The sequence below is a fragment of the Shewanella sp. 6_MG-2023 genome, assembly GCF_030547195.1.
In the GTDB taxonomy this organism is placed as follows: Bacteria; Pseudomonadota; Gammaproteobacteria; order Enterobacterales; family Shewanellaceae; genus Shewanella.
Window position 1 is genome coordinate 74,160 of the sequence record NZ_JAUOQU010000016.1, and the last position, 12,973, is coordinate 87,132.

General features: G+C 42.9%; 9 protein-coding genes. 2 read left to right on the plus strand and 7 right to left on the minus strand.

The features are described from left to right. Nucleotide 1: 1 nt before the first annotated feature. Nucleotides 2-1,492 carry a sigma-54 dependent transcriptional regulator gene (locus Q4533_RS11110; RefSeq protein ID WP_303502740.1) on the plus strand — a complete coding sequence of 497 codons (1,491 nt, stop codon included), beginning with the start codon at nucleotides 2-4 and terminating at the stop codon, nucleotides 1,490-1,492. A gap of 107 nt (nucleotides 1,493-1,599) precedes the next feature. Here the strand turns inward: Q4533_RS11110 and Q4533_RS11115 are convergent, their stop codons facing one another. Beyond that, a complete protein-coding gene (locus Q4533_RS11115) occupies nucleotides 1,600-3,069 on the minus strand; it encodes a capsule assembly Wzi family protein (protein ID WP_303502741.1) in 1,470 nt (489 codons plus the stop codon). Nucleotides 3,070-3,332: 263 nt separating this feature from the next. Here Q4533_RS11115 and Q4533_RS11120 point away from each other — a divergent pair, with 263 nt between their 5' ends. Next, entirely contained in the window at nucleotides 3,333-3,962 is a 630-nt protein-coding gene (locus Q4533_RS11120) for a tRNA-uridine aminocarboxypropyltransferase (protein ID WP_303461049.1), read from the plus strand. Nucleotides 3,963-4,039: 77 nt separating this feature from the next. Here the strand turns inward: Q4533_RS11120 and Q4533_RS11125 are convergent, their stop codons facing one another. The 6 genes from Q4533_RS11125 to Q4533_RS11150 all read right to left on the minus strand — a co-directional run bounded on the left by Q4533_RS11125 (nucleotide 4,040) and on the right by Q4533_RS11150 (nucleotide 12,757). After that, nucleotides 4,040-6,691, minus strand: a complete 2,652-nt coding sequence (locus Q4533_RS11125; protein WP_303502742.1) for a glycoside hydrolase family 3 C-terminal domain-containing protein — start codon at nucleotides 6,689-6,691, stop codon at nucleotides 4,040-4,042. Nucleotides 6,692-6,824: 133 nt separating this feature from the next. Continuing rightward, a complete protein-coding gene (locus tag Q4533_RS11130) occupies nucleotides 6,825-7,610 on the minus strand; it encodes a DUF6445 family protein (protein ID WP_241900944.1) in 786 nt (261 codons plus the stop codon). Between the two features lie 45 nt (nucleotides 7,611-7,655). Continuing rightward, entirely contained in the window at nucleotides 7,656-9,152 is a 1,497-nt protein-coding gene (locus Q4533_RS11135) for a tryptophan halogenase family protein (protein WP_102439778.1), read from the minus strand. Between the two features lie 82 nt (nucleotides 9,153-9,234). Next, on the minus strand, nucleotides 9,235-10,281 hold the full coding sequence (locus Q4533_RS11140) for a cupin-like domain-containing protein (RefSeq protein ID WP_102519047.1): 1,047 nt from the start codon (nucleotides 10,279-10,281) through the stop codon (nucleotides 9,235-9,237). A gap of 55 nt (nucleotides 10,282-10,336) precedes the next feature. After that, complete coding sequence (locus Q4533_RS11145; protein ID WP_303502743.1) at nucleotides 10,337-11,062, minus strand: SapC family protein; 726 nt, start codon at nucleotides 11,060-11,062, stop codon at nucleotides 10,337-10,339. A gap of 69 nt (nucleotides 11,063-11,131) precedes the next feature. Then, entirely contained in the window at nucleotides 11,132-12,757 is a 1,626-nt protein-coding gene (locus Q4533_RS11150; RefSeq protein WP_303502744.1) for a tryptophan halogenase family protein, read from the minus strand. Between the last annotated feature and the right edge of the window lie 216 nt (nucleotides 12,758-12,973).

A 12,973-nucleotide genomic window follows, 5' to 3' on the forward strand; every position in this document is an offset into this window, starting at 1 on the left:
CATGGGATTTAGTGCCGTTCTTGTAGAAGATAGTATGTCATTAGGCGCATTGTACAGCGAATACCTTTGTGCCGAAGGCGCCGAAGTCACCTTGGTTAATTTTGGTGAAGATGCATTAAAAGAACTTGCCCGTAAACAACCAGACTTATTAGTGTTAGATATTAAATTGCCGGATATGTCGGGAATGGATATTTTGACCAAAGTTCAGCAAGACTACCCGCAGATCACCGTCATTATGATCACTGCTTATGGCACCATTGATTTAGCCGTAGATGCCATGCGCGCCGGTGCGTTTGATTTTCTAGTTAAGCCTTTTGATAGTAAAAGGTTGGCAATTACTGTGCGTAATGCTCTGAAGCAAAAAGACTTATTGGCACTTGTGACCAATTATGAAAATAGCCTCCCAAAAACCAATTTTCATGGCTTTATTGGTGACTCCTTAGCCATGCAAACCGTATATAACACCATTGATTGCGTGGCCAACAGTAAAGCGTCAGTGTTTGTGATGGGCGAAAGTGGCACAGGTAAAGAGGTTTGCGCCCAAGCGATCCATCAAGCAGGAACACGAGCACAAGAAGCTTTTATTGCTTTAAACTGCGCCTCAATTCCGAAAGATTTAATTGAAAGCGAAATTTTTGGTCACACCAAAGGTGCGTTTACTGGCGCTGTGAGTAATCGTGATGGCGCAGCAACTCGTGCTGATGGTGGCACTTTGTTTCTTGATGAACTGTGTGAAATGGATTTAGAGTTGCAAAGTAAATTGCTACGCTTTATTCAAACTGGGGTATTTCAGCGTGTAGGCGGCACTAAAGAAGAAAAAGTTGATGTGCGTTTTATTAGTGCCACCAACCGAGACCCATGGAAAGAAGTGCAAGAAGGACGCTTTCGGGAAGATTTATATTATCGCTTACATGTTATCCCTATAGAACTGCCGCCTTTAAGACAAAGGGGCAAAGACGTGATGTCTATTGCTAAAAAGCTGTTGAAGCAATACAGCAAAGAAGAGGGCAAATCTTTTAAACGTTTCTCTACCGAAGTTAAACGTTGCTTTGTCAATTACCCATGGCCAGGTAACGTGCGTCAACTGCAGAATGTGATCAGGCAAATTGTAGTGCTTAACACAGCCGAAGAAGTGTCTTTGGCCATGTTACCTGCGCAAATGACTGCGCAAATGAGCACCGCAGTGTCATTGTCGATGACAGATTTAAACACCTCAGCCGCACCAGTAGAGGCAAAGGCGCATTATGCAAGCGAGTCAGGCTTTGAAAATGCGGCTCAACAGGCCCTACAAAAAACAACAGAAACAGCTCCTAATCAACAAACTCAGGTCGTTGATGATGATATACAGCCATTGTGGTTAATCGAAAAAATGACCATTGAAACCGCTATTGAGCAATGTGACGGTAATATTCCAAAAGCCGCGGGTTTATTAGATGTAAGCCCTTCGACTATCTATCGTAAAAAGCAGCAATGGGAAGATAAAGGTTTGTAGTTTAAAGAGTCTGTTTTAGCTTTAGTTACATAGGAAATACAGAAAAGCCCATCAAATGATGGGCTTTATTATATTTCAGTGTGTTAATTTGCTATTGTGGTTAGCAATTAAAAATCACGTTCCCAGCCAGCGTAAACGGTGGTTTCCCAATCGCTGCTGGTATCAACTTCAGGATACTCACTGTAGCCAACAGTGCCGCCAAGTTTTAACTTACCTTCATAAAATGGTCGGTGGTAACTGGCATCAAGCTGCAACAAACGCTCATAACGGCCAGGGGATACCGGATTTCCACCAGTTGGGTTACCAGTGTCTACCCCATCAAAGTTAAGTTTGGCATAACGAAACTTAGTCGATAAGCTTTGGCCATGTTGTAGTTGAGTAATACCACCTAACACCACAACGCGAGAATCATTATCATAGGTGCTGCCTAAGCTGCGGCCATAGTAACGATAACCACTTTTATAAAAGCCGTGTTCATACATGCAGTTGTAGACGTTAGAGTCTTCGCCACAGGCAGCTGCAGTATCTGAGTATTCAGCAAAAAAACGGGTGTTAAGTGAGGCAATAAAAACATCAACCCCACCCATGTTTGAGGCGTTAATCAGCTTATGTTTGCCATTGTGATAGTCTTCGTGGATGCGCTCGTAGTAAATACCATAAGGTACGCCCCAAGCGGTATCAGACCATCTAAAATCGTAACCTGCGAGCATGTTTTCTTGACCGTTTTCAAGCTCACCTTCAGACATCCCGCCATTAAATAAGCCATCCCACCAATCAGACAAGCTGTTGCCGTAGCCTTCACCGCCCCATTGCATGGTCCAAGAAAAGCCAATTTCTAATTTTGAAATGGGTCTTAGGGTACCACGAGCGCCCCAATGCAGGGTGTCAGGCACATAGCGATCACTTTCCATTTGGCTAAAGCTGGTGGTAAAGGTCCACGGACCAACCCAGTTTAACCAAGGGGTTTCAAAGGCATTACTGTCATTACGAGAAAAGGTAATGCCTGGCATAGGTCTGGCATTGGTGGTTTGGATTAAACCTGAGTCCCAACTTGGGCCCCAATATTTTTGCACTGCGCCGCCAGTGACAATCCAGTTACCCAGTTTGACTGCTGCAAAGCTATTATCTAGGCGAGTTTCATTGCCATCTGCTGAGTCGTAATGGTAACTCGCTGCTAAGCGGCCACTAAACCAGTCTTGGGTGACTTCTGCTGTAAATTCAACTTCAGCTTTGTCGCGATAGTCATTACCGTAACCAATAAAGCGAGCTTTTTCATTGGCGCCACTTAAGCTGGCACCTAAAGTCACAGCTTGATGATCTTTATTGTAAGCGCGCATCACACGATGATAAGCATCTTTTTGATGCACCGACATTGGGCTGTCAGCAGCATTATCTAAATCTTTTTTTATCCCAGACCACATCAAAGGAAAGGTAGTCACAGGCTGAATAATAACGCCAGTATCAGAAAGTAATTGTATATCTGCTCTAAGCGGCAAGTCTGTAGGTTCCACCCACCAAGCGGCTTGGGTAGAAAAGCTAGTAAATAGTGCTATCCCTGCTAGTATTTTTAACTTCATTGAATGCTCTTTGGGGTGAAATGACTCACCAAATGATAAAAGTTAGTTGTTAGCGCTATGATAACAGCCAATTGTGTAATTAACGTATTGAGAAAAGCAATTTTTACTGAATGTTACAAAACACTCAAGCCTCGCGGCACAAAGATAGCCAGTTAGTTACAAAAATTATTGATGCAGCCTGAGGATTAATTTTTTGTATTAATTGATAATTAGTCAATGATTAGCGCAAGCAGCGAATGGCTGCAGAGCAGTAGGCCTGCAATATGCAATCCTGTAAGCTAGTAAAATTAAGCTGCCAGAACAGTTTGGCAGAGATTCGATATTTTGAAAACTGTGAAACCTTATATATGAAAATAGTGTTATTAACCCATGAGCGAGAGCTAACCAGAGCAACCAATACTGGCCAGTGGGTTACGCAAGTCTTGGCTGATGCTGCGCCGGTGATCACTTGGCAACGTAAATCCCCAAGTGATGAGTTATTGCAAATGATCGCCTCAGGAAAAGTGGCTTTAGTGTTCCCATCTGAAGAGGAGACAAACCCGTTAAAGGTTGATGATGAGGCTTTTTCAGAAAAGTCGTCTAAGGCTGCAGTTATCCCTTCATCTACTACTTCTAAACCGTCAGCTTTAGCTCAGTTTGATGCGCTAGTGATCATCGATGCCACCTGGCAAGAAGCGCGCAAAATGTATAACCGCAGCCCTTATTTACAGGCGCTTGAAAAAGTCAGCTTAACGCCGAAACATGCATCTTTATATCAATTAAGGCGCAATCAAGTAGAAGGGGGGTTATGCACTGCAGAGTGCGCGATTGAAATACTCAATGAGATTGGAGAAAACGAGCTGGCCGCTGAAATTACCGCGCTATTATTGCAGCAGTTGAATCTCAAGGCGTAAACTCAACAATATAATAAAAGGGTGAGCTATTTGCTCACCCTTTATATCTATCAGTTGTCGTTATTTAATTCAGCTTGCTACTGCGTGTAGGTAAACTTTTTACGCAACTTTATATCAGCGACAGACGCGCCAATCATCACTTCAAATTCACCGGTTTCAGCGAGCCAATCATTGGATTTTACATCCCAAAAAGATAAGTCTCGTGTGGTTAAGTTGAAACTCACTTGTTTGCTTTCACCGGCTTTGAGCCACACTTTATTAAAGCCTTTTAACTCTTTGGCAGGTCGCGGGACACTGGCGTTAAGATCATGCAAATATAACTGAGTCACTTCAGCGCCAGCGATGTTACTGCTATTGGTTATTGTTGCAGTAACAGTAATCGTGTCATCAGCTTTGATATTATCAGTTGAAAGTTGAATGTCTGAGTAGGTGAAATCGCTATAGGATAGACCGTGGCCAAAAGGAAATTGTGGGGTGATATTTTGTTGCTCGAACCAGCGATAACCAATAAATACACCTTCGCTATAACGTGATTCCTTTTCGTTATAATCATTTAGGGCAATTGGCGCGGTATCAGCGAGTTTTTTCGGTAATGTTATCGGCATCTTTCCGCTGGGGTTTTCATCACCAAATAGGATGTCAGCGTAAGCATGTCCAGCTTCCATACCGCCATACCAGCCCCATAACACAGCATTGGCATCATCTGCCCATGGCATTTCTACCGCTGAGCCTCCAATCATAAATACCACGGTATTTGGGTTAGCTGTTAATAGCTTAGCGATAATTTCATCTTGTTGACCTGGCAACTTCATATCAGGGCGATCAATAGATTCACGATCATCAGCATGGCTCAAACCACCAAAATAAACTACTGCATCAGCGTTTTTCGCTGCGGCGAGATATTCTTTTTCTGTGTTATATAAGTTGTTAGGTGTTTCCCAGCCTAAAGTGACGGTTTCATCACCTTGATAAGTTAGGCTAAATGCATAGGTTTCATCTGCGGTTAGCTTGATATCTTGGCTTAACACTTTTGCATCAGTGACCTGAGTACTGCTGACTAAGCGGTTATCATTAATGGTTAACGATACTGTGCCGCTACCTTTAATCTTTAAGGTATGGTTGCCCGTTTCCATTGGCTTAATGTTAGCTTTGATTTCGATGATTTGCGCTTTGCCCTTGGAATCAAACTGTGGGTCTGCAATCCATGATTCACTGCTTAATTGCTCCATCTTGGTATCGGTAAAGTAATTAATCTGCCATGACGGCGTGCCAGTCCAATGTCGTGTGGTGAGGTAATCATTGGGAATGGGCATAAATTGACTACTGGCAGGGCGCATATGTTCAATCTTTACCTTGCTTCCTGCTTGCTCAAACTTAGCTTTAAGACCATCAAGTGGGCTTATTTCATATAGGGCTTTGACTTCTGATGAGCCGCCACCGAAACCATGACGCTTATCGGCATTAGGGCCTAAAACCAGAATGTTTGTTACCTTGTTGCTATCCAGTGGCAATACGCGATTATCATTCTTTAATAGGACAACACCGTTGGTGGCAATGGTTCTTGCATCATCACGATGGGCCTGGGTATTGCGCTCGCCTGATAAACGTTGTTTATCCATCATACCGATACTGAGCTGAACTCTTAGAATACGGCGAACCTTATCGTCTAATTCAGCCTCAGGCACTTTGCCCGCTTTGATCATCTCTAATAGCGGCTTTGCTAAAAAGTATTCATCGTAACTGGCTACGTCAGTACCCATTTCGATATCAAGGCCATTCATGGCGGCGTCATAGGTATTGATATCAACATTCCAATCTGTGAGAAGCACGCCTTCGTAGCCCCATTCACCTTTTAAAATGGTTTTAATGAGATGCTTACTTTGATTAGCATTAGTACCACGAAATTCATTATAAGCGCCCATAATCGCGTGCACATTAGCGAGCTTTACTGCGGCTTCAAATGCCGGTAAATACACTTCTCGTAAGGTACGCTCATCGGGTATGGCGTTAACGCCTGTGCGGTTTAACTCTTGGGTGTTTAACGCATAATGCTTAACAGTTGCACCGACATCATTAGCTTGAATGGCTTTAACGGTTGGCACGACTAATGTAGCAGCCAAGTATGGGTCTTCACCCATGTATTCAAAGTTACGCCCATACAAAGGTAAACGGGCTAAATTAACCCCAGGGCCGAGGATTAAATCTTTGTTGCGATGACGGGCTTCGGCGCCTAAAACATTGCCGTGTAAGCTTGCCATGTGCGGGTCCCAACTTGCTGCAACAGCGGTTAATGGCGGCAAGTAAGTGGAGTAGTCATTGGTCCAGCCAGCAGGCGCCCATGAGTTTCGGTCAATTTCATAACGGACGCCATGGGGGCCATCTGACATCCACATTTCATGAATATTTAATCGCTCAATAGCAGGGATATGAAATTTACCGCCAGCGTGCACCAGTGAAACTTTCTCTTCTAAAGTAAGCTGCGGTAAAAGGCGCACAATTTCAGCTTCTACATTGGACAAACGATGTTGTAAGCGACGTTGTTCACTTATTGATAAAACCGATAAGGCATGAGTTTGTGATGAAGCTTGAGACTGTGATGAGGCATTCACCGAAGATGCAACAACATTTGTTGAAACACTGATAAGGCTTGTTGCAGCCGCAGTAAGTGTTAACGCTAGCTGAACCTTTTTTGTAAGCCCTTTCATAGCTGTTGGTGTTTTCGGTGTCATCACAGGCTCCTTGCTGGATTGGCTTTTGCTATTAATGTTTTAGTCATGTACTCGTTTGTACAATGTTAGTTTGTTAGGTATTAAGGCATACGGCTTGTTCAATCACTGACTTGGCGGATAATTACTGTAGATATTATTCAATATTGATAAAAATATTGGCGGTTAGCCGACCAGTATCAGGATTACTGTCAATGTCAGTATCAAGGTTTACCAAGGTCGAGTGTAATAGGTTACCGGGGTAAATCACCAAACGGTGTTGCTTGTATTCAATTTGATGATGTTGCTGATAATAGGCGTTACTTTCAACAAAATACTTGGCAGGTTTAGGGGCTATTTGCTGTAAATAGGGCTCGGCAGCATTAAAATATTGCTGCATGTTTTGTTGAGTAATACGTTCAAAACCACTGGGTTTATGTTTAAAAAACGCCGTGGCGCCGTGGGGCTGGTCGTTCAAATATTGTAAAATGGCAAAATAGTAGGGCGCAGGGGTATCAAAGTGGGGGATCCGCTGCAAGGTGGTTAAGCTTTCTGGCTGACGGTTAATTAACGAAAAATAGGTCGCTTGAGGCTTAATTCGTAAATTGGTTGGCACCTTGTACACATCATAAATTAGCTGGAATATATGATTAAGCACTTCAATAACATAGTCTTTAGGTAATTTTGCCCGCACACCAGGGTAGTAAGACCCCATATCGAGATTGAAATCGATTTGACTGGCACAGGCCTGAAGCTCAGATACATCAGCAGTAAAGTCATCAATCACAATCACCGGTGTTTTTAACTCACCGATATAAACCACTTGCGGCTTGATGGGCTTTTTGACCAGCACCATAGCATTTAAGTTATTGCTGCCAGCCGGCTTATGTTTATCTGGCATATGTTTATCTGACTTAGGTGCTGCTGATGTTACATCGACCATAATATGCGGATCCGTTATCTATACCTATCAAGCGATTAGAATGAGTTAAAGCATTTTTGATTTGCAGTAATGCTGCACAAACTCATAATGATCAGGCAAATTAGCCACTTTGTGTTTCACTTTTGCTTTGATATTGCCTAAGAAGCTTTCAAGTTCTGCATCTTCCATCATATCCACAATCGGGTGATATTGTTTCGGCGCTAGACCTTGGCCCATCATTACTTGTATCCAAGAGCTTTCACCAAATAACTCATTACCGTGTTTGTAGACTTTACCTGAAGCATCAAACATATCGATACGATGTTGCAATGAGGCAGGTACGTCCATGCTCTTACAATGACGCCAAAAACGTGTATCGACTCTGTCAGTGACTTTATAATGCAAGATAATGAAGTCACGAATATTCTCGGTTTCTGTGCGAGTCTGTTGGTTAAACTCATTGATATCTTCTTCAACAATGCCTTGTGAAGGGAACATTTGCAGTAAACGTACAATACCGCGCTGAATTAAATGAATGCTGGTGGACTCTAGAGGCTCTAAAAAGCCAGAAGAAAGACCAATAGCGACACAGTTTTTATCCCAGGTTTTACGGCGACTACCGGTGCGGAACTTTATCACTCGTGGTTCAGTTAATGGTTCACCTTCAATGTTTTCCATTAAGGTGGCTTTAGCTTCATCATCACTGATGTATTTACTGCAAAACACAATACCGTTGCCAGTGCGGCTTTGTAGCGGGATGCGCCACTGCCAGCCGGATTCTCGGGCAATTGAACGAGTATAGGGAATGGGCTTGCTGGTGGTTTTTGTTTGCACCGCAATGGCGCTATCACAAGGTAACCAATGGCTCCAGTCATCAAAACCTGCATTAAGGGTTTGCTCGATTAATAAGGCCTTAAAGCCGGTACAATCAATGAATAAGTCACCTTCAATCACTTCACCTGACATCAGTGTTAACGCGCTGATATGGCCATTATCATGGTGCTGCTGTACCGCTGATATTTTGCCTTCAATACGCTTAATACCGTGCTGCTCTGCAATAACCCGCAAGAACTTGGCGTATAAGCTGGCATCCATATGATAGGCATGGTTGTAATCTTGATTAGGTAACACGGCAAATCGACCTTCGCGGGCGGCCAAATGTTCGGTGCAATAATCACCAATTTCACTGACTAGCCCACGTTGCTGACCCTTAAGCCAAAAATGTTGAAAGCCACAAGCCCAGCAATCTTTGCCTAAAAAACCAAATGAGTGAATATAATCTTTGCCGACGTCATGCCAGTTTTCAAAAGAAATGCCCAGTTTAAAGGTAGCATTGGTGGCCGCCATGACATCTTGTTCTTTAATGCCTAATAAGCGATGAAAAATATGCAGTGTTGGGATGGTTGCTTCACCGACACCCACAGTACCGATTTCATCAGACTCAACTAATACTACTTCAAGGTTTTTACCTAATAACTTAGTTAATGCCGCAGCTGTCATCCAACCTGCGGTGCCGCCACCGGCGATGACGACCTTTTTAATGGGTTTATTTGGTATGTTCATTGGCATTCCTTAAACTGTATTTGCTTGTAATATCATGATATTAAAGACGTATTTGCTAAAATAAGTTGCTTGGCAAAAGCGGTTAGCGTTTTAATTTATTGATTAAATCAGCTCTTAATTTACGTGCATTGAGCTCATCTAGCGGTTTGGTTTGCATCCCTTGAGCCTCTTTAGGGATGTGCGCTACATCGTCGTCATCATGGTCAAAAACATAATGCTCAAACATGGCTTTCCATGCTTGGCGCTGCGCTTTTGGTAATGAGCGTAAACTCAGCATCGCCAAGGCTAGGGCATTATTGGGTCTACCTAAATAACCTGGACTGTCACGCCACCAGTGGGTAATAAGCACATTAAAGGCTTGATTACCCGCCACATGGTGCCACCACATACTTGGAACATAGAGTACGTCACCAGCTTCTAATTCAGCGGTTTGTGAGGCCGCTAATGCGTGGGTAAATTTAGGGAAACGCTCAAAGTCAGGATTATCGAAGTCCACCATGCTAATTTCTTGTCCGCCGGGGGCAAACTCCATCGGGCCAATATATAAATTGGCCACCTGTTCAGGTGGGAAAAGAGTAAAGGTGCGTTTTCCGACAACATTACAAGCGAGGTTTTGTGGAAAATCAAAGTGGGCAGCGATGCGAGATTGATTACCAAGCCAGACACTGGTGAGTGGTTTTATGGGGTCGATATTAACGCTATTTTCAGCCGCAAGTCCGGGCAAAAAATGGTTTATCTCGGTGGAGCCCATATAAATACTTGGCGGCAATTGATCATCTTGGTGGGCAAATAACTTATCAATCACTTGTCTTAAGTTGAGTTGGCTGGCTTGGTAATTAAAGCCATTGACCTGCTCATTATAAAAAACTCTGCCTTTATGTTCAGGCGCAACATAATAGGCAGTAACCGGCGTTTCTTGATAAAAAGACAACAGGTAGTCAGCGGCTGATTTAGCAGAATCTAAACCTGCCTGAACCAGCGGCCAATGGCGGCAAGCACCTTTAAAGATAACGGGCTGAACGGTGTTTTCAATATTCATTGCCTCAATCACAGCTTGAATATCTTCTAATGGACAATCATCTATGACTTTTACCGTCTGCTTTGCTGTCTGATTTAGTGCCATGCTCATTACCTTACATCCTATCAAGAACTTAATTTTTGTTGTAAATCCAATTTAATGAGATTTAGCTGTTTTGGGCATTTTTGAAATTAAGTAATTGTCTGATATTAGATTGTGATGCCAGCGCCATATAGATGGCATTGAGATAGCCATGTTGATGCAACTCGCCAAGCACTTCTGCTGATAACCCCGCTAAGGTGTCTTCATTAATGGTATAAAAACCAATCATTTGATGTTTTTCACCATTATCTAATTGCACATCTAGGGTGAAAGACTCCAGTAATTCTAATTTGATTAAGGTATCGATGAACTGTTTACTGTCACTTAAACCATGGTGAATCGCCTCAAGCATATCGCCTACTTCATCTAAATAGGGGGTATTACCACCATAAGGGAAAAATAAGGCTTCGCCTTCAGTTTCATTGATCCGAGGGTGGTTAGGGTCGAGGTGGATCACTCGTTGCATCTGCTCAACGCCATCTTCAGTCACTTTTTGTTGACCAATTAGAAATGGCTGACGACGCACGGTTAGTGGGATATATGATGCATTCCATTTACCATCTTGTAAGAACAGGTTTTCTTTGTGTTGGAAGCCAAATAACGCCACCGAATAGAATTGACCCGTTTGGCTGTCTTTTTGAAAAAAGATCGGATAATTAGCCTGCACACTGCGAAATTCTAACGGGAAAGTTACCGTGTACCATAAATTATCACCGTACTTTGCTGAGCGCTCAGTGTTGATTTTCAAATCTTTGTGGTCGACGCTATTGAGTAATACTGGTTTGTTCATGCTGACATCCTAATCAAGTACAGTCATTGCTGTTTATGTTGTCGTTATAATTTATCAATGGGTTGGGTGCTAAATACGAGATAACCCATATTGTTGGATTTTATTAAGTAATTCTCGATTACTCGGTAATACTTGCTTTAAACCTTGGGTACGTTTGATATTGTCGGCAAATAATTGCTGAGCTCTATTTTGTAAAGAAGGTTTTAATTGGTTTGGCATTTGTGTTTCAAAGCCCATTCCGTAAAGCACAAATTGAAAGCTCGCAGCCGGAAACAGCACATCAGTATGTTGAATGTCATGACGGCTTGGAGGCTGGGTCTGCCATAGTTGTAACTGCTCTTGCAAGCTATCAGGAATGGTGGATGATTCACGATGATCATGCCAATAGTCACTGTCACTGCGTTTACTCAGCACATAATGCAATTTCAAAAACTCGATAATTTGTTGCCAATGTTGCTGAAAACGCTTATTCACTCTAGCCGATACAATATCCATCACCTGACGGTTAGCAGGGAGTTGCTGCGCAAGGGTATTAGCGCTCCATTCAACTAAGGCTAATGCCGATGCCTCTAAGGGCTCAATAAAGCCTGAAGCCATACCAATAGCCATACAGTTGTTTTTCCAGCACACCTGCCTATGACCTGGGGCGATGGAAAGCGCTCTAATGTTGAGATTATCAACATCTAACCCCGCGGTCGGTTTTAGATAATCGATCAGTTGTTGCTCCGCCTCAGCTTGCGTTGTATGACTCGACGAGTACACATGTCCAACACCGCGGCGTGTGGGTAAGCCGATATCCCAAATCCAGCCATTAGTTTGCGCGGTTGAATGGGTACATGAAGCGATATCTGTTTCAGGCTCAGGGTAGGGGACTTGTACCGCTAGGGCTGAGTCATTAAATAACACTGCCTTTTGGCAAATGAATGGCACTTCAAGTTGCTCGCCCAAAAGTAATGATTTCACCCCAGTGCAATCAACAAATAAGTCAGCTGCAATTTCACCTGAGTGTTTAGTGGCTAAATAGCCAATGTCGCCGTTGTCTTTTTTATGAATAGCCGTGACGTGATCGCGTATATGGCTGACGCCGAGTTTTTCAGTGCAATGCTTTTGTAGCAGTTGACTAAATTTACCGGCGTTTAAATGGTAACCGTAATTATTTTGAAATTGATACTCAGCAGTGGTTATTTGCTTAGGCGCTAAAAATAGCTGACTCAGTTGGTTTTGCTGACCGACAGCATCAGCAAAGCTGACTTGGTCACGGTGGGGTAACCAATAGGGGCATAAATCAATTTCGTTAGTGCCCATCGGCAGGCTAAACGGGTGTAGATAATGATCGCTGCTTTTATTGCTTGGACTATTGCTTGGACTATTGCTTGGGTTATTGCTGTGGTTTTCAGTCAGCGAATGGGTCCAATTAATAAACCGTGAACCTTGCTTGAAGCTGGCATCGCAACTGATTAAAAATTCTGTTTCACTGATACCGATTTTTTTTAAGGTGGTGCGCATTGAAGGCCAAGTGCCTTCGCCAACGCCAATCGTGGCAACATCAGGGGATTCTACAAGGGTAATGTTGAGCTTGGGAGAGGGCGATAGTTTGCCATTATCAGCATTATGTTCAGCAGCCAGAATACCTGCTGTAATCCAACCTGCAGTGCCGCCACCGACAATGACTATATGATTTATCGCTTGTTCCATAAAAGGGCCTATTGTTTTTATTAATATCTTTAAGGCTTAGTTGTTAACTTAAACAGCATCGAATAATTTTCAGTCACTTACAAGGGATAGTTAGTGAAATCTGTATTCAGTAGTTTGATAAAAAAGTGCAACGTCCTTGTTGCTAATGGATGTAGCTTAAAAAAAGAGGTGACCATGGGGTCACCTCAAACGACCTTACTTTTTGATAGATTTACA